Origin of the sequence: Luteimonas cucumeris (assembly GCF_007830035.1) — a bacterium.
Taxonomy (GTDB): Bacteria; Pseudomonadota; Gammaproteobacteria; order Xanthomonadales; family Xanthomonadaceae; genus Luteimonas_C; species Luteimonas_C cucumeris.
Window position 1 is genome coordinate 97,938 of sequence record NZ_VLKN01000004.1, and the last position, 25,674, is coordinate 123,611.

The 25,674-nt window shown below is 67.1% G+C and carries 18 protein-coding genes and 1 tRNA gene; 4 read left to right on the forward strand and 15 right to left on the reverse strand.

Features of this window, described 5'->3' with window-relative positions; genetic code table 11:
* Positions 1–11: 11 nt before the first annotated feature.
* From tsaB to mrcB, 4 genes are all read right to left on the reverse strand, one after another.
* Positions 12–707: a tRNA (adenosine(37)-N6)-threonylcarbamoyltransferase complex dimerization subunit type 1 TsaB gene (gene tsaB / locus IP90_RS09220; RefSeq protein ID WP_144899346.1), complete on the reverse strand. Its 696-nt coding sequence runs from the start codon at positions 705–707 to the stop codon at positions 12–14.
* Between the two features lie 164 nt (positions 708–871).
* Positions 872–2,875, reverse strand: a complete 2,004-nt coding sequence (yoaA, locus tag IP90_RS09225; RefSeq protein ID WP_144899347.1) for a DNA repair helicase YoaA — start codon at positions 2,873–2,875, stop codon at positions 872–874.
* 155 nt (positions 2,876–3,030) lie between these two features.
* The gene (locus tag IP90_RS09230) at positions 3,031–3,552 is read right to left on the reverse strand and encodes a tetratricopeptide repeat protein (RefSeq protein ID WP_144899348.1); all 522 of its coding nucleotides are present in this window, start codon (positions 3,550–3,552) and stop codon (positions 3,031–3,033) included.
* Entirely contained in the window at positions 3,552–5,963 is a 2,412-nt protein-coding gene (mrcB, locus tag IP90_RS09235) for a penicillin-binding protein 1B (RefSeq protein WP_144899349.1), read from the reverse strand. Before mrcB ends, IP90_RS09230 begins: the two co-directional genes overlap by 1 nt.
* An 89-nt stretch (positions 5,964–6,052) precedes the next feature.
* On the opposite strand from mrcB, the gene IP90_RS09240 reads away from it, so the two are divergent.
* Positions 6,053–8,179: a glycosyltransferase gene (locus tag IP90_RS09240; protein ID WP_144899350.1), complete on the forward strand. Its 2,127-nt coding sequence runs from the start codon at positions 6,053–6,055 to the stop codon at positions 8,177–8,179.
* Here IP90_RS09240 and IP90_RS09245 read toward each other — a convergent pair.
* Entirely contained in the window at positions 8,142–9,746 is a 1,605-nt protein-coding gene (locus tag IP90_RS09245; RefSeq protein WP_242007540.1) for a hypothetical protein, read from the reverse strand. The two genes, IP90_RS09240 and IP90_RS09245, sit on opposite strands and share 38 nt — an antisense overlap.
* Positions 9,747–9,768: 22 nt before the next feature.
* On the reverse strand, positions 9,769–11,922 hold the full coding sequence (locus tag IP90_RS09250; protein WP_144899351.1) for a RelA/SpoT family protein: 2,154 nt from the start codon (positions 11,920–11,922) through the stop codon (positions 9,769–9,771).
* Between the two features lie 136 nt (positions 11,923–12,058).
* Here IP90_RS09250 and IP90_RS16845 point away from each other — a divergent pair, with 136 nt between their 5' ends.
* Positions 12,059–12,535, forward strand: a complete 477-nt coding sequence (locus IP90_RS16845; RefSeq protein WP_242007541.1) for a hypothetical protein — start codon at positions 12,059–12,061, stop codon at positions 12,533–12,535.
* Positions 12,536–12,566: 31 nt separating this feature from the next.
* Here IP90_RS16845 and hrpA read toward each other — a convergent pair whose 3' ends face one another.
* Positions 12,567–16,670 (reverse strand): ATP-dependent RNA helicase HrpA, encoded by a 4,104-nt coding sequence (hrpA, locus tag IP90_RS09260; RefSeq protein ID WP_199753443.1) that lies wholly within the window; start codon positions 16,668–16,670, stop codon positions 12,567–12,569.
* An 84-nt stretch (positions 16,671–16,754) separates the two neighbouring features.
* Here hrpA and IP90_RS09265 point away from each other — a divergent pair, with 84 nt between their 5' ends.
* Both IP90_RS09265 and recQ read left to right on the forward strand, forming a co-directional pair.
* Entirely contained in the window at positions 16,755–17,351 is a 597-nt protein-coding gene (locus IP90_RS09265) for a Dps family protein (protein WP_144899352.1), read from the forward strand.
* A 269-nt stretch (positions 17,352–17,620) separates the two neighbouring features.
* Positions 17,621–19,432 carry a DNA helicase RecQ gene (recQ, locus tag IP90_RS09270; protein WP_144899353.1) on the forward strand — a complete coding sequence of 604 codons (1,812 nt, stop codon included), beginning with the start codon at positions 17,621–17,623 and terminating at the stop codon, positions 19,430–19,432.
* Positions 19,433–19,583: 151 nt separating this feature from the next.
* Here the strand turns inward: recQ and IP90_RS09275 are convergent.
* The 8 genes from IP90_RS09275 to tolR form a co-directional block, all read right to left on the reverse strand.
* Positions 19,584–19,659: transfer RNA gene (locus IP90_RS09275), tRNA-Lys, on the reverse strand.
* A gap of 57 nt (positions 19,660–19,716) precedes the next feature.
* Complete coding sequence (gene queC / locus IP90_RS09280) at positions 19,717–20,448, reverse strand: 7-cyano-7-deazaguanine synthase QueC (protein ID WP_144899354.1); 732 nt, start codon at positions 20,446–20,448, stop codon at positions 19,717–19,719.
* Positions 20,449–20,591: 143 nt separating this feature from the next.
* A complete protein-coding gene (gene queE, locus IP90_RS09285; protein ID WP_144899355.1) occupies positions 20,592–21,275 on the reverse strand; it encodes a 7-carboxy-7-deazaguanine synthase QueE in 684 nt (227 codons plus the stop codon).
* 56 nt (positions 21,276–21,331) lie between these two features.
* Entirely contained in the window at positions 21,332–22,129 is a 798-nt protein-coding gene (gene ybgF / locus IP90_RS09290; RefSeq protein WP_242007542.1) for a tol-pal system protein YbgF, read from the reverse strand.
* A 19-nt stretch (positions 22,130–22,148) separates the two neighbouring features.
* On the reverse strand, positions 22,149–22,661 hold the full coding sequence (pal, locus tag IP90_RS09295; RefSeq protein ID WP_144899356.1) for a peptidoglycan-associated lipoprotein Pal: 513 nt from the start codon (positions 22,659–22,661) through the stop codon (positions 22,149–22,151).
* A gap of 69 nt (positions 22,662–22,730) precedes the next feature.
* Entirely contained in the window at positions 22,731–24,041 is a 1,311-nt protein-coding gene (tolB, locus tag IP90_RS09300) for a Tol-Pal system beta propeller repeat protein TolB (protein WP_144899655.1), read from the reverse strand.
* Positions 24,042–24,172: 131 nt separating this feature from the next.
* A complete protein-coding gene (gene tolA / locus IP90_RS09305) occupies positions 24,173–25,138 on the reverse strand; it encodes a cell envelope integrity protein TolA (protein WP_144899357.1) in 966 nt (321 codons plus the stop codon).
* Positions 25,135–25,575 (reverse strand): protein TolR, encoded by a 441-nt coding sequence (gene tolR / locus IP90_RS09310; protein ID WP_144899358.1) that lies wholly within the window; start codon positions 25,573–25,575, stop codon positions 25,135–25,137. Before tolR ends, tolA begins: the two co-directional genes overlap by 4 nt.
* Between the last annotated feature and the right edge of the window lie 99 nt (positions 25,576–25,674).

The window sequence follows — 25,674 nt, forward strand, 5'->3', positions numbered from 1 at the left end:
GTGCAAGGCCATCAGCGCCCGGCACGCAAGGCCCGCTGTTGTTCCAAGGTCAGCGCGACGTTGTCGCGCAGGTAGGCCGGTTCCAGACGCTCGGGTGCGACGCCTTCGCCGCGCGCGAAAGCGAACGCGGCCAGCCTTGCGACATCCGCGGCATGGGGCAGCGCAGACGCATCGACATGACGCAATCGCGGATGCAGGCGGCGCTGCAGAAGACCGTCCGCCGCCGCGAACCCGGTGCCGACACCGTCCCAGTCCGTTTCGTCGCCAGGCAGGCACACGCCATCCGGCGTGGTGACGGTTTCCTTCGAAGTAACGGCCAATTGCTCGCCGTCACGCAGGAACGCTGCAGTGTAGACCTCGCCCATGCGCGCATCGATCGCCGCCAGGATGCGCTGGCCTGGTGATTTCACAGCCAGCGCGGCCAGGGTCGATACCGGCACCACCGGCCTGTCGAGTGCGAGCGCGATGCCCTGCGCGATGGCGACCGCCAGGCGCACGCCGGTGAATGCGCCCGGGCCACGGCCGACGGCGATCGCATCGAGTTGCGAACGCGCGACGCCGGCCTCGGCGAGCAGGGCTTCCGCCCACGGCAATGCCAGCTCGGCATGACGGCGCGGCGCGACCTCGAAACGCTCGTGCACCTGCCCGTCGATCCAGACCGCGACCGAGCAGGCTTCCGTGGCGGTTTCGAAGGCGAGTAGTTTCATGGGATCGAGAGCCGGGAATCGGGAATCGGGAATCGGGAATCGGGAATCGGGAATCGGGAATCGGGAACAGCTTGCGGCTTTTGCACCATCTGGAGAAGAGATTTCGGGAAACATGCTCCTTAGATTGGCTTCCAGACTTCTGAGCAATCCCTTCAACCCTTCATTCAAAGAGGAAAATCCGCCTCCATCGCTTTCGCATGCGACGGCGTCTGCGTGCCGTCGTCAAAGAACCCGACCACATCCTCGATCCGCCGCGACCTGGGCAGTGGCGGCAGCGAATCCAGGAAGATGCGGCCATACGATTTGCCGAGCAGACGCGGGTCGCACAGCACCAGCACGCCACGGTCGGTTTCACTGCGGATCAGGCGTCCGGCGCCCTGCTTGAGCGCGATCACCGCCTGCGGCAGCTGCTCGTCGCGAAACGGATTGCCGCCGGCGCGGCGGATGGCCTCCAGGCGCGCCTCGAAGACCGGATCGTCGGGCGCGGCGAACGGCAGCTTGTCGATCACCACCACGCTCAGCGCGGCACCGACCACGTCAACGCCTTCGCGGAAACTTGCTGCTCCCAGCAATACGCCATGCCCGGATTCGCGGAAACGCTGCAGCAGGACATGCCGCGGCGCATCGCCCTGCACGAACAGCGGCCATGGACTGTCGCGCAAGGATTCGGCGGCTTCGCGCAGCGCGCGGTGCGAAGCGAACAGGACGAAGGCGCGACCGCTGGAGGCCTCCAATACCGGCCGCAAGGCGCGGATCAGCGCACCGTTGTAGTCGCGCGACATCGGTTCCGGCAGGTTCGGAGGCAGATAGCACAGCGCCTGCGTCGCCCAGTCGAACGGACTCGGTTCGAGCAGCGTTTCCGGCTGATAAAGGCCCAGCCGCGTCGCGACATGATCGAAGCGGCCCTCCACCGCCAGGGTGGCGGAGGTGAAAACCCACGCCGCCTGCGAACGCTCGCGGTGCGCGCGCAATGGCCCGGAGACGTCCAGTGGCGTGCGCTGCAGGCGGAAGCCGCGCGGCGACAGTTCGTACCAGCGCACGCCGTCATCCGGTTCGGCGAATTCGTCGTAGTCGCGCACCGCACGCCAGCGGTCCAGCCGCGCGATGAAATCCTGCGCGCGCGCGTGGCAGCCCTCGAAGCCGGGCGACGCTTCGCGCAGCGAGTCCAATGCCGTGGACAGCTGTACCAGCGCTTCGGCCAGGCCATCGAAGCCTTCGCACACGCCGTCATCGTGCATCGCGCGTTGGCGGGTGCCGCGCGCCGGCAGGACTTCCATCGCGGCGCGCAAGGTGCGCGTCGCCTGTTCCAGCGCCTGCGCCGGCTGCTGCATCACCGCCAGCGCGCCCTGCACTTCCTTGCACTCGGCCAGCGCATCGCGCGCCAGTTCCACCAGCGGACGCGCGCCGAGGCCTTCGCCGAAGAACTGCGCGGCAAGCTCGGGCAACTGGTGCGCCTCGTCGACGACGAAAGCCTGCGCGCCGGGCAGGATTTCGCCGAAACCTTCCTGCTTCAGCGCCAGGTCGGCCAGCAGCAGGTGATGATTGACGACGACGACATCGGCGGCCTGCGCACGCTGCCGCGCCTGCACCACGAAGCAGTCGCCCCAGAACGGACACTCGCTGCCCAGGCAGTTCTCCGCGGTCGACGTGACCTGTGCGATCAGTGGCGAATCCTCGGGCAGCGCGTCGATCTCGGCGAGGTCGCCCATCTTGGTGCGCCCGCTCCAGGCCACGACACGCTGGAACTGGGACGCCTGCTCGCGCGAGCCGAACATGCCCTTCTGGAGCTGCGGCTCGCCCTTGGCTTTTTCCAGCCGGTAACGGCACAGGTAATTCGCGCGGCCTTTCAGCAACGCGGTTTTCAGGCCGGTGCCGAGCGCGTCGCGCACGCGTGGCAGGTCGCGATGGTAGAGCTGGTCCTGCAGCGCGCGGGTGCCGGTGGAGATGATGGTCTTCAGGCCCGACAGCAACGCCGGCACCAGGTAGGCGTAGGTCTTGCCAGTGCCGGTACCGGCTTCGGCGAGCAGCACCTGGCGCTGCTCGAACGCACGCGCGACCGCTTCCGCAAGCCGCTGCTGCGACGGGCGCGGCTGGAATGCGGGAATGTTGTCCGCAAGCGAGCCGCCGTCGGATAACGCGGCGCGACTGGCTTCGGCGAGTTGGGACATCCGGTCTGACACCTTCAGAATAGTCGGCGCGAACGATGCGCCTGAACCCGTGGAGCGGAGCTTTCCCGCTACTGTGATCGTCGGAACCAGGCTTCGCTGCATGAAGCAGCGCGACGCGTCCGCTCGGCATTATCCCCATGTTGCGCGGACCCCGTTCAGTAGCGTTCCGGGCCAGCCACCTTGCAGGCATCGACCTGTGTCCTGGCCGACGTCGCGCCGGCGGCGTCGCCCGCCACCAGCCGCGACTGCTCGATCGTAGCCCAGTGCCTGCGGCACAGCGGCCCGACCCTGGCGCCGAGTTCGAAGCCGCGCCGCGCCAGTGTTTCGGCATTTGCGGTATCGCCCAGCAGCAGTGCCGCTTCCGCTCGCTCCTGCAGCACCGCAGGATCATCCGGCGTGATCGCCAATGCCTTGTCCAGCGCGGCCGCGGCATCCTGGTATTGCTTCTGCTGTTCCAGCTGCGTCGCGGTCTGGCGCAGGTCCTCGACCATCGGATCGCGCAACGGCTGCACCGCCAGTTCCTTGTCGTCGTGGCCGGCGGCGGCGCGCACGGTGGCAACCATCTGCTCCGGCGTGGCACTGGTCAGCGATTGCGACTGGATGACCGGATCGCTCGCGCAGGCGGCCAGCAGCAGTATCGACAACGACAGCGAAGCGGTCCGGGAGAAGAGTCTCATCAGCGTTGCGGCTCCGTAGCGGGGTCGGGAGGCGGTTGCGGTGCCTGTGGTTGCGGCGTCGTGGAGTCGTCGTCCCTGCCCCAGCCGAACCATTCGCGCCAGCCGCCCTGTTCTTCCGGCGGCGGTGCCGCGACGCAGGGCTGGTAGGCCGGCGCGTAACCGGCGACGAAGGGCAAACGGCGCGCGCCCGGGCATTCGGCATCGGTACTGTAGGACTGCGCCACCCATTGCCATTCCAGGCCCTTGCCGGACACCTTCAGCGGCGCACTCGGCAGGCGCGAGAAGATGCCGGACCACACCCGCATCGCACCGGTCGCACCATACAGGCCGGTCGATTCGTTCTGGTCGTTACCGACCCAGACCACCGCCAGGTGGTCGCCCGTCCAGCCTGCGAACCAGCTGTCGCGACTGTCGTTGCTGGTGCCGGTCTTGCCGGCCGGGCGCAGGCGTCCGAGACCATCGTTGACCAGCTGCCGGCCGGTACCGCTGGACACGGCCTGCTGCAGCGCGATCGTGATCAGCCGCACCGCGATCGAATCGCCTTCCTGCGCCGGCACCGGCGCCTTGTCGTAGCGCTTCACCGGCTTGCCGTCGCGGTCGAGCACGCCGCGCACGGCATGCAGCGACTGCAATTCGCCACCGCTGGCAAGGAACTGGTACAGCTGCGCCATCGCATAGGGACTGAGGTCGATCGCGCCGAGGATCAGCGACGGATTCGGCTTGACCTCGATGCTGGCCAGCGTGTGCATCAGGTCGGCGATCACGGCCGGATCGACCGCCATGCCGACCCGCACCGTGGCCTGGTTGTAGGACTGCGCCAGGGCGTCGATCAGGCGCACGCTGCCGTGACTGCGGCCGTCGGAGTTGCCCGGCGTCCAGCGCTTGCCGTTGCCCAGCGATATCGTGACCGGCGAATCGTCGACCCAGGTCGCCAGCGAATACTGGTCCAGCAGCGCCAGCGCGCGCAGATACACGAACGGCTTCAGCAGCGATCCCACCGGACGCTTCGCCTCGATCGCGCGGTTGAATCCGGGCTGCGCGACATCGCGGCTGCCGACCACTGCCACGACTTCGCCGTCGTGCACGTCGGTCATCACCAGCCCGGCCTGCAAGGCCGGACGGCGCTTGCCTTCGAGCGATTTCAGCGTGCGCGTCACCGCGCCTTCGGCGTAGGCCTGCGCCGACGGCGACATGCCGGTGAGCACGCTCAGGCCGGCGCCCTGCAGCGCATCGGCTGGATAATCGCGGGCGAGTTGCCGGCGCACCAGGTCGACATAGGCCGGGAAGCGATTGGCGGCGATGCTGCCGGGCGAATGGGTGATGCCCAGCGGCGACTTCAGCGCACGCTGGTATTCGGCCTGGTCGATCAGTTCCGTCTCCTGCATCTGGCCGAGCACGAAGTTGCGTCGCGCCAGCGCCGATTCCGGATTGCGGCGCGGATCGTAGGCCGAAGGCCCCTTGACGATGCCGACCAGCAATGCGACCTGCTCGGTCGACAGGTCGCGCAGGTCGCGCCCGAACCAGAACTCGGAGCCGGCGGCGACGCCGTGGATGGCCTGCGCGCCACGCTGCCCCAGGTACACCTGGTTGAGGTAGGCCTCGAGGATGACGGCCTTGTCGTAGCGCGCCTCGATCAGCAGCGCGTACAGAATCTCGTTGAACTTGCGGGTCAGCGTCTGCTCGCGGCCGATGCCGAGCAGGCCGCTGCGCGCCAGCTGCTGGGTCAACGTGCTGGCGCCCTGGCGTGTTTCGCCGGCGCGGACATTGACGAACAGCGCACGCGCCATGCCGCCCAGGTCGATGCCGTTGTGATGCGCGAAATCGCGATCCTCGACCGCCTGCAGCGTATCGGTCAGCAACTGCGGCACCTCGGCGATGCGCACCAGCCGGCGCTCTTCCTGCTGCTGCCCATACAGCGTCGCGATCCGCGCCGGATCCAGCCGCACCGACTTCAGAGCCTGTTTGCGCGCGGCATCGCGCAGGCTGGCGACGCGGCCTCCGGACAGCACCAGCTCGATCCGGCTCGCCGGTATGGCGCGGTCCACGTCCTGGAAACCACGGCTGGCGATCAGCCAGCGCCGGCCATCGCGCGCATAGGTGCCCGGACGCACGCCGGCGCCATCATCGCGATAGGACGCGGCATCGAGCTCGGTCTTCAGGGTCTGCGCATCCATCGCCAGGCCGGAATGCAATTGCAGTGGCCGCGCGAATACCCGCGTCGGAATCTGCCACTGGAACTGCCCGAAGCGCTGCCCGACCTGATGGTTCAGGTACAGCGAGTAAGGGATCAGGAAACCCAGCCCAAGCCCGACTGCCGCGAGGGTCCACGTAAACAGGCGACGCCGCCAATCCGGCGCCTCGCGATCGTCGTCGGAGTCGTCTTCGTCGTATTCGATGCGGGCCACGGGGATGCGACAATGGGCGGAAGACGCAGTCTAGCGTAGCCATCCGGGGCCACGTCCGGCTGCGGGACCGACCAGTCAGCCGGAGTTCTGCAAGCATGTCGTTTTCATTGGCCGAAGCGCGCTTCCTGTTCGATCGCGCGCTCGGCCTGTCGCGCCGCGGCTGGACCAGCCTGCGTACCCGTGGCTGGCGTGCTACCTGGGAGCGGCTGCAGACACAGTTCCAACGGGTTCCGGCGCAGCAGCGCGCAATGCTCTATTTTCCGGCGCCGGCTGCATTCGCACCATTTCCGGTGCCTTACAACGCGGTACCGCGCGCCAGTATCGTGATCCCAGCCTACAACCAGTTCGCGCATACGCTTACCTGCCTTCGCGCGCTGTCTGAACATCCGCCACACGCGACGTGCGAGATCATCGTTGTCGATGATGGTTCCAGCGACGAAACCGCCGTGGCACTGCCGCAAGTAAGCGGACTGCGCTATCACCGCCGCCCCAGCAACGGCGGATTCATCGCTGCCTGCAACGATGGTGCGGCCCTGGCGCGTGGCGAATACCTGGTCTTTCTCAACAATGACACGGTGCCGCAACCGGGATGGCTGGATGCGCTGCTGCGCACTTTCGACGAGCATCCACGGACCGGGCTGGTGGGATCGCAGTTGCTCGACCCCGATGGACGGTTACAGGAAGCCGGCGGAATAGTCCGGAATGACGGTCAGGCGGACAACCTGGGGCGGTTTCACTCACCCTTCGAGCCCGGTTTTTCATATGTGCGCGAGGTCGACTACTGTTCGGGCGCCGCCATTGCCGTGCGAAAGGAGGTTTTTTCGGCGCTCGAGGGATTCAATACGCGCTACGCACCAGCGTATTACGAGGATACCGATCTTGGCTTCTCGGTTCGCCAGCGCGGTTTCTCCGTGCTCTACCAGCCAGCATCCAGGGTCGTACACGCCGAGGGCGCCACGTCCGGCACCGATACGCGAAAAGGCGTGAAGAATTACCAACTTCGCAACCAAGGTGTGTTCGCTTCACACTGGAAACAGCGTTTGCGTGAACAGCCCTCGCACCAGGTGCCAAAAGATCGCGCCACAAGGCACCTGTACCGCCGTCAGGTATTGATCGTCGACGCCATGACACCCACCCCCGACCATGATTCGGGATCGCTGCGTCTACTGAACCTCATGCGCCTGCTGCGCGAAGAAGGTGCGCACGTCGTGTTCCTGCCCGCCGATCTGAAGCACGCTGGTCGCTACACGGAGTCCATGCAGCAACTCGGCGTCGAGGCATGGCATTCGCCTTACAGCGGCAGCATACCTGCATGGTTGCGCAAACACGGCGACCGCTTCGACGTCGTCATGCTCAGTCGCCATTATGTCGCGAGCTCATTCATGCCACTGCTGCGCAAATATGCGCCGCAGGCAAAGATCGTGTTCGATACCGTCGACCTGCACTATCTGCGCGAGACCCGTGGCGCGGAGCTGGCGGGTGACGCTGCGCTGCTACGCGACGCGGAAGCGACGCGGAAGCGGGAGTTGGACATCATCGCGCAAGCGAGCACGACACTGGTGGTGAGCGAACTTGAGCGCCAGTTGCTGGCCCGGGATGCGCCTTCGGCGAATGTCGAACTGCTGTCCAACCTGCACCACCTCAGCGGCGCGGGACTTCCCTTCGAGGAACGCCACGACCTGGTATTCGTCGGCGGGTTCCGCCATCCGCCCAACGTCGATGCGGTCATCTGGTTCGTCGAGGAAGTATTCCCGCGTGTGCGCGGAGCAATACCGGGCATGAAGTTCCATTGCATCGGTGGCCATGTGCCGGAACGCATCGCCGCGCTGGCCCGACATGAGGGCGTGACCGTGCACGGGCACGTGCCCGACATCACGCCCTACATGGATGGCGTCCGGATCGGATTGGCGCCGCTGCGTTACGGTGCGGGGGTCAAGGGCAAGGTCAACCTGAGCATGGCGCACGGCCAGCCGGTCGTCGCCACATCGTGTGCAGTGGAAGGCATGCATCTGCGCAACGGCCACGATGTGCTGGTCGCCGATTCCGCGGAGGCTTATGCCGATGCGATCGTGCGCCTGTACGGCGATCGAGCCTTGTGGAACGAGCTGTCGCGCAATGGCCAGGACAACGTCGCCCGGCACTTCTCGCCGGATGCGGCCCGCGACGTCGTGCGCCGCGTGTTCTTCAACGATCCGCAGCCGACGCCGTCCTCACCCGCGTAGCGAATTCGTCCAGTCCGGCGGTGTTCGGATCCAGCGCGCGCGCCTCCGACAATGCCTGCTGCGCGAACACGAGCTCGCCGGCGCCGAGGCGTTCCGTGCCGACGGCAATCCAGCGTTGCGCCAGCCGGGTGCGCGCGCCGCGGGCATCGCGATCGTTCGGCGCAAGCTGCTGCCAGGCTTCCAGGCAGGCCTGCGTGCGGCGCAGGCGGTTGCCGCGCAGTTCGTCCTCGTAGCAGCGGCGCACCGCGGGCAGCGCCCGGGCGGCAGCACGCTTGACCGCAGGATCGGTTGGCGCCAGCGCCTGCGCGGCGCGCAGCTTGTCGTAGGCGCTGTCGCCGGGCGGCGTCAACCAGTCGCCGCGCCCGGCCGAGCGCTCGGCTTCGGCCAGCAATTTGCCGACCTGGTTCTTGCGCTCGCCGGCCGACATCGTCGGCGCGCGTATCTTCATCCTGCGCGCGCGTTCCACATGCTGCTCGGCATCGCGGACCTTGCCGGAATCCGGCATGGCCGCGCGCGCGGAACGCAGGTCGGCTTCAGCCTCGGCGAAACGGAAGTCCGACGCACGCCGCTCGGCACGGTCGGCGTACGCGTTGCCGGTACGTTCGATGCCTGCCATCGCCGCGGCATCCTCAGGATCGATGTCCAGCAGCAGGCGATAGCCGGCGAAGGCCGCATCCAGCCGGCCATTGCGCAGGTCGCGGTCGGCGCGCTGGCGACGCTGTTCGACGGCGCTTGCGATGCGCGCCCGTGCCTCGGGTAGGCCGACATGCCCTGCATCGTAGTCGCGCGCCTGTTCGACGATGCGCGCCGCCTTGGCCAACTCGCCCTTTGCGAGCAACGGCTGCAGCTGTTGCAGCAGGTCGGTCAGCGCATCCTCGCGGCCCTCCAGTGCTTCGGTCCGCGCCGGCTGCAGCGCCAATACGCGCTGATACAACGGCAGGGCGCTGTCCGCGCCGTCATCGAGCCGGCCCGTCCGGTGCGCGGCGAGCGCATTCGCCAACAGCTGGTCTACGCCAGCGTGTTCGGCCTCCCGCTGCTGCAGCAATGCCGCCATCGCTTCGGTCTGCGCGCGCGGCGCCGACAGATCGCGCGCCAGCTGCATGGCCTGGTGCGCGTCGGGATAACGATGCTGCGCGATGGCCGCGCCGGCCTGTCGCAAGGCGGCATCGGCGACACGCATCAGACCTTCGCGCGCCTCGTTGCGGTCCGGATCCAGCGCCACCGCCGCTTCGTACAGTTCGCGTGCGCCGCTGCCATCGGCGGCACTGAGATGCCCCTTCGACAAGGCCAGCGCCGCCTGTTCGCGCAGCACCTGTGCCCGGGTTTCCGGCCACAGCCAGTCCGCCAGCGGCTGCCGGAACTGGAATATGGCGAGGGCCAGCACCAGGAACGCGGCCAGCACCCACCAGAAAACCGGCGGCAATCCGGCGCTGTCCACAGTCCGCGGCGGATCGCGGAAACGGATGCCGTCCAGCCATCCCTGCCGCGGCTCGATGCGCGGCCGGGCCCGGATATCGGCGCCTTGTCCGCCGTGCCTGGGAGTGTCGTCGTCGCGTCGCGGGCTCACACGGCGAGCATAACAGTGCGATTCAACCGGCCCGGCGTACTTCTTCCACGCCGGACAGGCCCGACAGTTTTCCGAGCAGGGTAGACAGCTGGCCGAAATCGGCAACGCGCAGGCGAAGCCGCAGGCGGATCCGGCCACTGCCGCGCTCGGCCTGGCTGTGGATGCCGGATACATGCGCGTTTTCCTGCGCGATCAGGTTGGTCACGTCCTTCAACAGCCATTTGCGATCCAGCGCCAGCAGTTGCACGTCGACGTCGTGACCGCCCTGCGCGCCCCCCCACTCCACCGCCAGCACGCGCTGCGGCTGCTTCGCCGACAGGCGCAGGAAAGCGGCGCAATCCGGACGATGCACCGACACACCCCGCGCGCGCGTCAGGTAACCGACGATCGCCTCACCCGGCAGCGGCTGGCAGCAGCGCGCGATCTGCACCAGCAGGTTGCCAACGCCCTGCACGGTGAGGCCGGACGCCGACGCCGGTTTGCGGATCCTGCGCGGCGGCGGCGGGATCGATGGGGTTTCGGGTTCCGCGCGTTCCAGGTCATGCAATGCGCGTCCGACCTGGTGCGGGCCGACATCGCCCAGCGCGACCAGCACGTAGAGATCATCGGCGCTGGCGGCGTTGAACTTCGACAGCACCGGTGCCAGCTCGGCGCTGTGCAGGCCCAGGCGTTTCAGCTCCTTCTCGAGCAACTCGCGCCCCGCCTGCACGTTGCGCGCGCGATCGAGCTTGTGGAACCAGTTGCGCACCTTTTCCCGCGAACGCGCGCTGGCCAGGAAACCATTGGCCGCCACCAGCCAGTCGCGGCGCGGTTCGCCGGTTTTTGCCGTCAGGATCTCGACGCGGGCACCCGTGCGCAACTTGTGGTCGAGCGGCACGATGCGGCCGTCGACCTTGGCGCCGCGGCAGCGATGCCCGACCTCGGTATGCACGTGATAGGCGAAATCCAGCGGAGTAGCGCCCTGCGGCAGGTCGATGACCTCGCCGCGCGGCGTCAGCGCATAGACGCGGTCCTCGATCAACTCGGCATCGATTTCGCCGAGCAGGTCGGCATTGTCGTCGCGCTGCTCCAGCAGCCGCCGCATCCAGCCGATCTTGCGATCCAGCGCCGCATCGCCGGCGGCGCTGCGTCCTTCCTTGTAGCGCCAGTGCGCGGCCACGCCCAGTTCGGCCTGTGCATGCATCTCGCGGGTGCGGATCTGCACTTCCAGGGTCTTGCCGTCCGGGCCGATCACCGCCGTATGCAGCGAGCGGTAGTCGTTGCGCTTGGGACGCGCGATGTAGTCGTCGAACTCGCTGGGAACGGGCGTCCACAGCGCATGCACCACGCCCAGCGCCGCATAGCAGGCAGGGATATCGTCGACGAGTACGCGCACGGCCCTCAGGTCGTAGAGCTCGCCGAACGGCACGTTCTTCTTTTGCATCTTCTTCCAGATGCTGTAGATGTGCTTGGGACGGCCAGCGATCTCGACCGCCAGCCCCTGCGCCGCCATCGCCTCGCCCAGCAGCGCCTTGACCTGTTCGATGTAGCGCTGCCGATCAAGGCGCTTCTCGTCGAGCAGGCGCGCGATGCGCTGGTAGGTCAGCGGTTCCAGGTGGCGGAAAGCCAGGTCTTCCAGCTCCCATTTCAACTGCCAGATGCCGAGGCGGTTGGCGAGCGGAGCATGGATGTCGCGCGTGAGCTGCGCCAGCGCGCGTCGTTCATCCTCGGGCAATGCGGAAGCGGCGCGCAGGCGTGCCAGCTGTCGCGCCAACAGGACCGGTATCACGCGCAGGTCGCGCACGATCGCCAGCAGCAGGCGGCGTAGGCCTTCGGTATTGCCGCCGCCGGCGTGCTCGGCATGCAGCGCCCAGACCTGGTTGGCGGCGCGCTGGCCTTCGAGCAATACGGCGACCGCGGAGTGGTCGCGCTGCAGCAGCGGTTCCAGGTGTTCGCGCCAGTGCACGGCGACGTGCAGGATGGCGGCGGTCATCACCTCGCCATCGCCGCCAAGCAGCGACAGCGACGCAAGGGTGTCGGCGAGCACCGGCAAGGGATCGCGCAAACCGGGGCCGGCTTCGGCCGTCGCATCGGCGGTTTCGCGCAGTGCGCGGCGTAGCTCGGGCGCGATCACAGCGGCTGCCGGCAGGGCCAGCAGCACGTCCATGGGGTCGCGATCGTTCGATGCCGAAGACATGTCGGGAAGGCTACAACACCGCGACCGGCGCGCGGCCTCTGCAGCGGCATCGCTGTTTTCCATCCGCGGGCGCCGAACGTAACCAGACGGTCATCCGCAGGCCATATCGTGCCTCGAACATCCGGCGAAGCGCATCATGAACCTGTATTTCCGCCTGCCCACGTTGCTGGCCCTCCTCTTCATAGGCGGCAATGCCGTGGCGCAGCAGTCGATCGAACGACGGATGACACCCGAACAGTTCAACGCCGCGGGTCTCGGCAAGCTGACCCGCGATGAACTGGCCAACCTCGATCGCTGGCTCAACCAGGAGCAGGCTGGACCGGCGGCTGCGGGACAGGGCGCAACAGCCATTACCGCGCCGCCACACGACGCATTCGTCGGCGCCAGCGACCAGCCCGTGCGTAGCCGCCTCCGCGGCGACGTCCAGGAATGGAGCCCCGGCACCGTGTTCGAACTGGAGAATGGCCAGCGCTGGCGCGTGCTCAAGGGGCAGATGACGCTGAAGCGTCCGCTGCAGTCGCCGGAGATCGAAGTGGCTCCCGGGCTGATGGGACGCTGGTTCCTGCAGGTGGACGAGGACGCGCCGAGGGCGCGCGCGGAACGGATCCAGTAGGCGGGTTTCTGCGTACTGGCGAAACCATTCGTCAACCGCTGCCGCGCAGTCCCGCCAGCTTCTGTGCCAGCTTTTTCGGCGATACGCCGCCACGCACGCCCAGTTCCTGCGCGTACATCGACACGCGCAACTCCTCCAGCTCCCAACGCAGTGCGCGCCATGCCTCGGCTTGCGCGTGGGCGCCGGAGGCCGCTTCGGCCAGCTCATCGGCGAACGGCTTGAGTTCAAGCATCCGCGCCTGGTCGCGAACGGGATCGCGCAGCGCGCGCTCACCACGCAGCGCGAGCGCTTTCAGGTAACGCGGATATTCGCGCAGCGCCTCGGACGGCGTATCGCGCAGGAATCCCGGCGGGGTGAGCGCCGCGAGGTGCGCACGCATGTCGTCAAGATTGCCACTGGCCCAACCGATGAGCTTCGAATCCAGTTTCGCGCGCACTTCCGCGACCAGCCCGAGGATGGTTTCGGCCTGCTGCAACCTTGCCATCGCCTCGGGGAACAGGCCTTTCGCGATCGTGTCGCGTCGATGCGCGAACGCCTCCGCGTCGCGGACGCTTTCCAGTCCATCGGACGCCAGGGCCGCGAAAGCGCCATCGACCAGGTCCGCACGCAGGCGATCGCCATCGCTGCCGCCATGGGTGCGCGGCGCGACCGACTCTATCGCGGCGTACAGCAGCGCCGTCTTCGCAGGCACCGGCAGTTGCTTGCGCGCCTGCTTGAGTCTGTCGGCAAGCGCGATGGCCAACAGGCGCCGCACGCCGCGCGGATGGCGTCGCAGCGCTTCCTGGGACGTGGCATGAACACCGAGCGATGCGCTGTCGCCATCGTCATCCAGTGCCGGATAAGCCGGCACGCCGGCGGCGCCCGGTACCGATATCGGGATCGGCTCCGCGGGAAATGCCACCAGGCCCTGCCTGGCCAACCCCAGCGCGGCCTGTGCGGCGAAAGCCTGCGTCGCGCGCGCGCCGAAACGCAGGCGCAGGTCGTCCAGGTCACGCGATTCGGCCAATACGCTCGGCGCATCGCCGCGCCTGCCGCCGGCATCGAGCAACCGCAGGTTCATCCGCAGATGGGGCTCGAGCGACGATTCATCGAAATCGACAGCGGAAATTTCCGCGCCGGTAAGCTTGCGCAGGAAACGCGCCAGCGCTCCGGCGAAGGCATCGGCATCGGGCTGTGGATGCGCCTCGGCGAACGCACGGGCAAAGTCCGGCGCCGGCACGAAATTGCGGCGCAACGCCTTCGGCAACGACTTGATCATCGCGACCGCCTTGTCGGCGACGAAGCCGGGCGCGAGCCACGACAGGCGCGTCGGATCGAGCGCGTTCAGCAGGTGCAGCGGGACCACTAACGTCATGCCGTCGTCGACGGCGCCCGGCTCGAAGCGATAACGCACCGCCAGCCGCGCATCGCCGACGGGCAGGTACGGTGGAAATCGCCGGGCTTCGCTTTCATTGCCGACCAGAAGATCGTGACGCGTCCATTCCAGCGCCGCCTTCTCCGCGGCGGGCAGCTTCGCGTACCAGGCATCCAGGGCCTGCGTGTTGTGCACCTGCGGCGGCAAGCGGTCGAGGTACCACTGCGCCATCCATTCATCGTCGACGACCAGACCGCTGCGTCGCTGCTTGGCTTCCTCGTCGCGGGCGAGTTCGAGCGTCTTCAGGTTGCGCGCCAGGAATGCGCTGCGCGTATTGATCTCGCCGGTCACCAGCGCATCGCGGGCGAAGATCACGCGGCTTTCCTCGGGGAACAATGCGCCGTAGTGGATCGGACGCTTCGGCGCGAGTACCAGTCCGAACAGGCTGATCTGCTCGCTGCCGACCACGCGTCCCTGCGAACGCGCCCATCGCGGGTCATGCTGGCGCCGCGCCAGCAGGTGCGGCAGTTCGGCGATCGCCCAGTCCGGTTCGACCGCTGCATTGGTCAGCGACCAGACTTTTTCCGTGTCCAGCAAGGTTGCCGACAGCACCCACGGCGGCGGTTTCTTCGCCAACGCCGAACCGGGGAACAGCTGGAACTTGCGCCCGCGCGGACCGTCGTACTGGCCGCGTTCGGTACGCTGGCCGAGCTGCGTCGGCAGGCCGGCGATCAGAGCGCGGTGCAGCGTGGCATATGCGGCGGCGGTCATGTGTCCGCCCGTACCGGCTTCGCCTTCGCCCGGCTTTTGCCTGCCTTCGTCCTTTGGAACGGACGAAGCGGCAGGGACCGGCTGCTTTGCCGCTGCGCCGGCAGGACGCAAACGCCCGCTACCTGTCTTTTTCAAGGGAACGCCGGTCGCGTTCTCCAAGGCGGAGCCAGACCAGCCGAGTTCCTCGCATACCAGCTTGAGCTGACGATGCAGCTCGCGCCATTCGCGCATGCGCAGGAAACCCAGGAAGTGCTTCTCGCACCACTTGCGCAGCCGTGACTGCGTCATCGCTTCATGCGCTTCGCGATAGGCCTCCCACAACTTGAGGATGCCGACGAACTCGGACTTTAGATCGGCGAACTGCGCATGCGCATTGTCCGCCGCGGCGCGCTGGTCGGCCGGGCGCTCGCGCGGATCCTGGATGCCGAGGAACGATGCGATCGCCAGCATCTCGTGCAGGCAACCCTGCGCCTGCGCGGCAACCAGCATGCGTGCGAGCTTCACGTCCACCGGCAGACGCGACATGGTGCGGCCGGTCGCGGTCAGCTTGCGCTCCACATCGATCGCGCCCAGTTCGTGCAGCTGCTGCCAACCGTCGCTGATGGCGCGCGGATCGGGCGGCTCGATGAACGGAAAATCCTCGATATTCCCCAGCCCCAGCGACAGCATGCGCAGGATCACGCCGGCCAGCGCGGCGCGGCGGATCTCGGGGTCGGTGTAGGGCGCGCGCGATTCGAAATCCGCCTGCGAATAGATGCGGAAACAGGTACCCGGCGCGATGCGGCCGCAGCGACCCTTGCGCTGGTCGGCGCTGGCCTGCGAGATCGGTTCGATGTGCAGGCGATCCAGCTTCTGCCGCGGACTGTAGCGCTTGATGCGTGCCAAGCCGGGATCGACCACGTAGTGGATGCGCGGCACGGTCAGCGATGTTTCCGCGACATTGGTCGCCAGCACGATGCGCCGCTGCGGGCCCGGGTTGAACACCCGGTCCTGGTCGCGCACGGACAGCCGCGCGTACAGCGGCAGGACCTCGGTGTGGCGGTACTTGCGCCGTTCCAGCGCCTGGTGCGCGTCGCGGATCTCGCGCTCGCCGGGCAGGAAGACCAGCGTGTCGCCCATGCCGCGCTCGCGGGCGATTTCGTCGCAGGCCGCGACGATGCCGTCGAGTACGCTGCGTGCTCCCGGATCCCGCTCATCCTGAGCCTGTCGAAGGACGTCTTCCAACGCCCGGTAGCGTACTTCGACCGGATATCCGCGGCCTTCAACGTCGACCACCGGCGCATCGCCGAAATGCTGCGAGAAGCGCGCGGTGTCGATGGTCGCCGATGTGACGATGACCTTCAGGTCGGGCCGCTTGCGCAGCAGCTGTTTCAGGTAGCCGAGCAGGAAGTCGATGTTGAGGCTGCGTTCGTGCGCCTCGTCGACGATGATCGTGTCGTAGGCCGACAGCCAGCGGTCGGACTGGATCTCGGCCAGCAGGATACCGTCGGTCATGAACTTGATCGCGGTGTCGGCGCCGACGTTGTCGTTGAACCGTACCTGGTAGCCGACTGCGCCGCCCAACGACACCTGCAGTTCTTCCGCCACCCGTCGCGCGACCGCACGCGCGGCGATCCGGCGCGGCTGCGTGCAGCCGATCATGCCGGCCGCGCCCCGCCCGGCCGCCAGGCACAGCTTGGGCAGCTGCGTGGTCTTGCCGGAGCCGGTTTCCCCGGCGATGACCACGACCGGATGCCTGCGGATCAGTTCGACGATGCGGTCGGCGGCGCCTGCGATCGGCAGTCCCGGATCGACCACGCCGCGCGGCAGCTGGGCCGCACGCGCTTCGCGCCGGGCCACCGATTGCGCCAGCGCCGTCGCGAACGCATCACGCGCCTTGCCATCGGCCGGCTGCGCCTGCCAGCGTCGCCACAAACCGTGCAGGCGGGCGGCATCGCGGCTGCAGGCGCCGCCGATGGCGCGCCGGGCCTGCATTGACGCGGCACTCGCATTGTTGTCGATAGGCTTCAATGGTTTATTCCGACAGCGATATTGCATTCCACGCGTCCGCCGCCACGTTCTATTGTGACGGCATCCCACCCCCGGAGAAACCCGATGGCCAAGAACAGTTCGAAAGCGAAGAGCCCGAAATCCGCAACGGCCGGCAATGCCAGGCCCGCTGCTTCCGCCACGGCCACCACACCAGCCGCTTCGCCGGGACCCGGCGATCGTGGTCCGGCCATCGATATCGGGATCAGTGCCGGTGATCGCAAGAAGATCGCGCAGAACCTGTCGGTGTTCCTGGCCGACGCGTACACGCTGTACCTGAAGACCCACAACTTCCACTGGAACGTGACCGGGCCGATGTTCAATGCCCTGCACAACATGTTCGAGACGCAGTACACCGAGCAGTGGAACGCGCTCGACGACATCGCCGAGCGCATCCGCGCACTGGGCTTCAATGCGCCGGGCTCGTACGCGGAATTCATCAAGCTGTCGTCCATCAAGGAAGAACCCGGCCTGGCCGAAGCACAGGACTGGCGCGAGATGGTGCGCCAGCTGGTGGTCGGCAACGAAGCCGTGTGCCGTACCGCGCGCAAGGTGCTCGACGTGGCCGACGACGCCGACGACGAACCGACCGAGGACCTGCTGATCCAGCGCCTGCAGACCCACGAGAAGAACGCCTGGATGCTGCGCTCGCTGCTGCAGTGAGCCCTGCCGGCGGCTGCTTTTTGACACGGATCAGAGTGGACAGGATCGGATAAGTCGTCTCGAAACCTCGTCATCCCGGCGCTTGCGCCGGGATGACGAGCGGATGGTTGAGCCAGGCCCGGAGTTGCCCGATCGACCGCATTCATCGGAAACCATCCGTGTCGAGACCGTCCCCGGGCATATGCCGGACGGATCTTCCGGAATAGTCCGACATCGCACTGGCGCTATTTCCTCCGACGTCGCCGTCCCCGCGACGTTATCCTGTGCGCATGACCACCCGCGCACGCGAACTGCTGCAGAACGTTTTCGGTTTCCCGGGCTTCCGCGGCGAGCAGGAAGCCATCGTCGAGCACGTCGCCGACGGCAACGACGCGCTGGTGCTGATGCCCACCGGTGGCGGCAAGTCCCTGTGCTACCAGATCCCGGCGTTGCTGCGCGAAGGCTGCGGCATCGTCGTGTCGCCGCTGATCGCGCTGATGCAGGACCAGGTGGAGGCGCTGCGCCAACTCGGCGTGCGTGCCGAGTATCTGAACTCGACGCTCGACGCCGGCACGGCGGCGCAGATCGAGCGTTCGTTGCTGGCTGGCGAGCTCGATCTGCTGTACGTGGCGCCGGAGCGCCTGCTGTCCCCGGGCTTCCTGTCGCTGCTGGAGCGCAGTCGCATCGCGCTGTTCGCCATCGACGAGGCCCACTGCGTATCGCAGTGGGGCCACGATTTCCGCCGCGAGTATCGCGAGCTGACCATCCTGCACGAGCGCTGGCCGTCGATTCCGCGCATCGCGCTGACCGCCACCGCGGACCCGCCCACGCAGCGCGAGATCGCCGAACGCCTGCAACTGGAACAGGCGCAGCGCTTCGTCAGCTCCTTCGATCGTCCCAATATCCGCTACAACGTGGTGCAGAAGGACAACGGTCGGCGCCAGCTGCGCGACTTCATCGCCGGACACATGGGGGAATCGGGCATCGTCTATTGCCTGTCGCGCAAAAAAGTGGAAAAGACTGCGGAAACCCTCGTGGAACTCGGTGTCACCGCCCTGCCCTACCACGCCGGCCTCGACGCCGAAGTGCGCGCGCGCAACCAGCGCCGCTTCCTGCGCGAGGACGGCATCGTCATGGTCGCCACGATCGCGTTCGGCATGGGCATCGACAAGCCGGACGTGCGCTTCGTCGCGCACATGGATCTGCCCAAGTCGATCGAGGGCTACTACCAGGAAACCGGCCGTGCCGGCCGTGACGGCGAACCTGCCGAAGCCTGGCTCTGCCACGGTCTGGGCGACGTGGTGCTGCTCAAGCAGATGATCGAGAACTCCGAAGCCGGCGAGGAACGCAAGCGGCTGGAGCGACGCAAGCTGGATTCGCTGGTCGGTTATTGCGAAACCATGCAATGCCGACGCCAGGTGCTGCTGGCCAGCTTCGGCGAGGCGTACCCGGAACCCTGCGGCAACTGCGACAACTGCCTGCATCCGGCCGAAACCTGGGACGCGACCGTCGCTGCGCAGAAGGCATTGAGCTGCGTTTATCGCAGCGGGCAACGTTTTGGCGCGATGCACCTGATCGACGTGCTGCGCGGGGTCGACAACGAACGCATCCGCCAGTTCGGGCACGACCAGCTCAGCACCTTCGGCGTCGGCCATGACCTGGACGCCAGGGCCTGGCGCGGTGTGTTCCGCCAGCTGGTCGCCGCCGACCTGCTGGAAGTGGATGCCGAGGGCTACGGTGGCCTGCGCCTGACCGAGGCCAGTCGTGCGGTACTGCGCGGCGAACGCGCGGTGATGCTGCGCAAGGAGCTGCCACGCAAGCGTGAGCGCGAACGCAACGGACGCGCCGCGCCGACGGCGAACCTGCAGGCCGCCGACCAGCCCCTGTTCGATGCGCTACGCGAGCTGCGTGCGCAACTGGCGCGCGAGCAGAACCTGCCGGCCTACGTGATCTTCCACGACAGCACGCTGCGCAACATCGCCGAACAACGCCCGACCTCGCTCGACGATCTGGCCCAGGTCGGCGGCATCGGTGGCACCAAGCTCGCGCGCTACGGCGAACAGGTGCTGGAGACGGTTCTCGCACAGGCGACGCCCGCGTAGCGGGCAGATTGCTGGGGTGCGATGGGTGCGCGGACGGCTTCAGGTCTGCAGGTTTGCATCCATGCCAACTTCGCAATGCGCGTGACAGGACCCACGAAACGAACTATTCGACCCGGAGTTGAATCCGGACGCGAGAACGGCTTTCAGAAGATGGTGGGTCGTGATGGATTCGAACCATCGACCAGCGGATTAAAAGTCCGATGCTCTACCGACTGAGCTAACGACCCACGGATGAAAAACCTGCCGGCACGGCGCCGGAGGGCCGATATTCTAGCGCATCGCGCTCAGCCGACATAACGCGTCGGGTCGGCGACGCCGGCGGCGGCAAAGCCTTCGGCACGCAGCCGGCAGGCATCGCAGTGGCCGCAGGCGCGGCCCTGCGCGTCGGCCTGGTAGCAGGACACGGTCTGCGCGAAGTCGACGCCCAGGCGCAGGCCTTCACGCACGATATCGGCCTTGCTCATGTACTGCAGTGGCGCCTGCACGCGCAGGCCGGCGCCTTCCACGCCGGCCTTGGTGGCGAGGTTGGCGAGTCGCTCGAAGGCCTCGACGAACTCCGGGCGGCAATCGGGGTAGCCGGAATAGTCGACCGCATTGACGCCGCAGTAGATGTCGCTTGCACCCAGCACCTCGGCCCAGCCCAGCGCCACCGACAGCATGATCGTGTTGCGCGCCGGCACATAGGTGACGGGGATGTCGTCCCTGGCCGCGGCGGTACCGACCGGATGCTGGTCGGTATCCAGCGGCACGTCGATGTCATCGGTAAGCGCGGAGCCGCCGATCGTGCGCAGGTCGACGACGACCGTCTTGTGCTGCACCGCGCCGAGCGCGTTCGCCACGCGCGCGGCGGCATCCAGTTCGGACGTGTGCCGCTGGCCGTAACTCACGCTTAGCGCATGTACGGCGTGGCCACGCTCGCGGGCAATGGCGAGAACGACGGCGGAATCCATGCCGCCGGAGACGAGGACGACGGCGTTGCGCCGGGACTGGGGGCTGGGATCTGGGGACTTGGGCATGATGTGAGGTCTTGGGTTTGAATGCTCGTGTTGTCGCATGGCGGCAATGCCGATGTTCGATGCAATCTTCGGGCTGCAGCCGTTCGCACATACCGGATCGAGCATGCGTTCCAGCCCCTATATCCCAGATCCAAGCCCCCGCCCTACCGCCCCGGCTCGTCATTCCACAGCAGCTTGTGCAGCTGCATCTGGAAACGCACCGGCAGGCGATCGGCCACGATCCAGTCGGCCAGGTCGCGCGCCGCCAGGTCGCTCTTGCTGGGCGAAAACAGCACGTCGCAACGTTCGGCCAGGCGATGCTCGACCAGCACGTCGCGTGCCCATTCGTAATCCTCGCGACCGCACAGCACGAACTTGACCTGGTCGCGCGCGGTCAGCAACGGCAGGTTCGGCCAATGGTTGCGTGCCACTTCGGCCGAACCGGGCGTCTTGATGTCCAGCACGCGGCTGACGCGCGGGTCGACCGCGGCGATGTCGATGGCACCGGAAGTTTCCAGCGAGACGATGTAGCCGGCATCGCAAAGCCGCGACAGCAGGCCCAGGCAGCGCTTCTGCGACAGCGGTTCGCCGCCGGTCACGCAGACATGGCGCACGCCGTGGCGGGCGACCTCCTCGAGGATCGCGTCGATCGTCCACCATTCGCCGCCGTGGAAGGCATAGGCAGTGTCGCAGTACTGGCAACGCAGCGGGCAGCCGGTCAGACGCACGAATACGGTGGGCCAGCCGGCGTCGCGGGCCTCGCCCTGCAGCGACAGGAATATCTCGGTAATGCGCAGCCGGTCCGCGGATGCGGCGGCCGCATCGGGGGGAGCGGAAACTGCGTTCATGCCGCGATTTTACGCCTTGTGGCGCGGCGAAGCCTGCTCCGCCCTGTGAAAACGGGTCAGCGGACCTGGGACAGCTGGATCGCGCGCAGCCGGTCGTCGGCGGTACGCGCCGCATCCGTGCCGGGATAACGCTGGGCCACCTGCGCAAGCGTGCTTTCGGCTTCGGCCATCTGCTTCTGGCCGTATTGCGACAGGCCCACTTTCAGCAGTGCGCCCGGCGCCTTGTCGTGGGTCGGGTAACGATCCAGCAGCATCTGGAACTGTTCCTGCGCCAGCGCATAGTTCTGGGTGACGTAATAGCTCTCGCCCAGCCAGTACAGCGCGTTTGGCGCGTAGGCGCCGGCGGGATAGGCCTGCAGGAAATTCTGGAACAGTTGCGCCGAGTCGACGTAGTTCCCGGCTTTCAGGGCATCGAAGGCGAGGTTGTAGGCGCTGCGTTCGTCCGAACCCTTGGCCAGTGCGCCGGCATCGCCGCGGACCACTGGCGGCTTGTCGGCCGGGGCTGCCGGCTTGCCGGTGCTGGCGGAGGGAACCGGAACGATGGCCGGATTAGCTCCACCTTCGAGCCGGTTGATGCGACCGTCCAGGTCGAGGTACTGGTTGCGGCCGCTTTCCTTCTGCTGCTCGACCTGGTGCTGCAGCTGCTCGATCTGCGAGCGCAGCGCCTGCACCTCATCCCTGAGCTGGGCCAACTGGTTGAGCAGGTCGACATTGCCCTGATTGCCGGCGGCCTGCTGCTCGAGCGCGGTGACGCGGTCGCCCAGGCTGGCGCGTTGTGCGGACGCGGGCGCGGCGGCCACAAGGGCCGCCGCGAACGCGATTGTTGCGAAATAACGGAGCATCGGATCTGCCATGGCTTGCTTGGCGCTGCTGTTATTTAGCGGTGTAGACGATCTCGACGCGGCGGTTCTTGGCCCAGCAGTCCTCGCTCGACTCGGTGCAGGTCGGGCGTTCTTCGCCATAGCTGACCCCGGTGAGCTGGGTGCCGGAACCGCCGTTGGCCTGCAGCGCGGACGACACGGCATTGCCGCGGCGCTCGCCGAGGCCCATGTTGTATTCGCGGCTGCCGCGCTCGTCGGTATGGCCTTCGAGGGTCAGGCGCGACGACGGACGGTCACGCAGGTACTTGGCGTGGCAGGCCATCGCGGACTGGAACTCGGGACGCACGGTGTACTGGTCGAAATCGAAGTACACGACGCGCTGGCGCAGGCAGGCATCGGTGTCCAGGTCGTTCGGGCCATAGGCGCCGGGCGTGGTCGGACCGGGATCGGTGACCGCACCAGCGCCGGTATCGACGGGCGGGGCTTCCTTGACCTTCTTGGAGCAACCGACAGCAGCCACGCAAACCAGGGCGGCCGTCAGCATCATGCGGGTAGTGGTGTTCATCGTCGATCCTCGTCACACACGTGGGTTGGAATTTCTTTTTCTTTCGAACAGGTCAGTGGAGCCGCAGCCTCAATTCTTCTGGCGATAAGGCGACCAGGCGGGCTCGCGCACGTCCCCGTCCGCCAGCACCAGCCGCTGCCTCACCCGTCCATCCGCCGATACGGCGTAAAGCACGCCGCGCCGGCCTTCGCGGGCGGCGTACAGAACCATGCTGGCGTTGGGGGCGAAACTGGGTGATTCGTCAAGCGACCCCGGCGACAGCGTGGTCCAGCGCGGCGACCCCAGGCTGCGATCCATCAGTGCAATACGGTAAACGTTTCCGGCGCCTTGCGCCACGGCGATCTTCTTGTCGTCGAACGATACGGTGGCGCTGGCGTTGTATCGGCCCTGGAAAGTGACGCGCGTGGCGCCGCCGCCGCTGGCCGCAACCGAATAGATCTGCGGCTGGCCGCCGCGGTCGGAAGTGAAGTAGATCGTGCTGCCGTTGGCGCTCCAGGTCGGCTCGGTGTCGATGCCGAAATGATTGGTGAGCTGGGTCAGCGCCTTGCTGCCGAGGTTCATCACGTAGATTTCCGGATTGCCGCTGCGCGACAGTGTCAGCGCCAGGCGGTTGCCGTCGGGGGAGAAGCTCGGTGCGCCGTTGATGCCGCGGTAGCTGGCGACCAGTTCGCGCGCGCCGGTGGCGATGTCCTGGATATAGATCGACGAGTTGCCGCGCTCGAAGCTGACATAAGCCAGCTTGCGTCCGTCGGGGCTCCACGACGGCGACAGCATCGGCTCGGCCGAACGCACCACCACCTGCGGATTGTAGCCATCGGAGTCGGCGACCATCAGCGCGTAGCGGCTGGCGTTGCCGGTGCCCGTTGCGGTGACATAGGCGATGCGGGTCCAGAACGCGCCGCGCACGCCGAGGATCTTCTCGTAGATGGCGTCCGCGATCTGGTGCGCAACGTCGCGCATCGCGTTGGAACGCGCGGTCAAGGCGTATCCGAGCAGGCGCTCCTGCTTGGCGACGTCGAACAGTTCGTACTCGACGCGGAAGTTGCCGTCGCCGGCCGGGAGGATGCGGCCGACCACGATGTAGTCCTGCTTGAGCAGGCGCCAGGTCGGATAGTTGATCTCGGCGCCGCGACTCGGGCGCTCGATGATGTCCTGCTCGGGCAGGCCACGGAACTGGCCGGAGCGCGCCAGGTCGGCGCGGATCACGGCGGCCACGTCGGTTTCACCGGCCGAGCCCTGGAACGGCACCACCACGATCGGCAGCGCCGAGGCGTTGCCGCCGACGATGTCGATTTCCAGGCCTTTTTCCTGCGCCGTGGCCAGCAGCGGCAACAGCAACAGGGCGAACAGCGTGGCGAGCAGGTGCAGCGGTCGTTTCATCGGCAGGTCCATCGATTCGGTGAATCCGGCGGGGCGGATGGTTCGGTGGTTCAACGATGCAGCCATCGAACGACCCGGACTATTAAACAGCTTGTATGTGAATTCCGCTTCAAATGTGAACGCGACCGGACTCAGCGGTCCTGCGCCTCGAAATTGAGGATCAGATCGCGCTGGAACACCGATTCGAAACCGGCATACGGCAAGGGTGCGGCCTTGCGGACCGCCGCTTCGACCGAACGCCGGCCCAGTTCGTCGTACGGACAGGACGGCGACACGTCGACGCTGATCACGTCGCCACCGGGCAGCTGGCGGATGTTCAGGCGGCAGCGCTGGCCCAGCGGCACCGTTTCCGGCCGCGTCCAGTTGCGCAGGATGGCTTCCTGGATGGCCGCCGCGTATTGCGCCTTGAGGTTGGAGTCGACGCCCTCGTTGCCAGGCGGCGGACTGGCGGAACTGCTCGCGGCTTCGGCCGGTGCAGGTTGCGCACGGCGATTGGCCAGTTGCCTGAGCTTCTGCTCCGCCAGATCTTCCTCGCGCTTGGCCTTGGCGATCTCGGCGCGGATCTTCTTCAGCTCTTCCTCGCGCTGCTGCTGCGCCAGGCGCTGTTTCTTCTCGGCCTCCTCCTGGCGCTCGCGCTCTTCGGTAAGGTCGATCTGTTCCTGGCGACGCTTCTCCTCCTGCTCCTTCTCGCGCTGCTCGGCGGCCAGCGCCTCGCGGTCGACGCGTTCCTGGTCGCGGGCATCGGGCTCGGGCACCTGCTCCTGCGGCACGATCTGCGGCGGCACCGGCGAATCCTCCGGGCGCGGCTCCGGTTCGGGCTGCGGCGGTGGCGCGGTTTCCTCTTCGGCCGCCTGCGGCGGCGGTTCCGGCTCGGGTACCGGCGGCACCGGTTCGGGGCGCTGGCGCAGCACGCGTTTCATCTGCACGGACAGGGCGTTGGGATCGATCAGTTCGGCCTCGACCACCGGTCCGGCCGCGGACACGGGCGCCGTGCTGCGCGTCCACCACAGGCCCATGAAGGCCAGCAGGAACAGCAGCACGTGCAACGCGATGGCGTAGAGGAACGCTCGCGTCGTATCGGCGCGGGTTTCCCTCACTTCGCGGGAACCTCGGCGGGATTGCTCATCAGGCCGGCGCGCGGGACGTTGGCCTTGGTCTGCAGGTCGGTCAGCACCGAATAGATGGTCTGGTACGGCGCATTGCCGTCACCGGCCACGAACACCGCCACCTTGGGATTGTTGCGCACGTAGGCACCGACCTTGGCGACCAGCTGCTCGCTGGTCACCGCCTCGTTCTTCGAGCCTTCGATGGTCAGGAACAGATGGCCCTCGTGATCGACGCTGACCACGATCGGATCCTTCTGTTCGGTCACCGTCTTGGCATTGGACTGCGGCAGCTGGATGTCGACGCCGAGGTTCAGCAGCGGCGCGGTGACCATGAAGATGATCAGCAGCACCAGCATCACGTCGATGTAGGGCACGACGTTGATGTCGGCCTTGAGCTTGCGCTTGCGATGGCGGCGGTTGGTGGTCATGCGTTGCTCAATCCTGTCTTTCCGGCTCTTTCATCTGTCATCCGACGCAATGAGGAACCTGCTTCTTGCCGCTTCTCCCGGAAAGCACGTCCCGCGCTC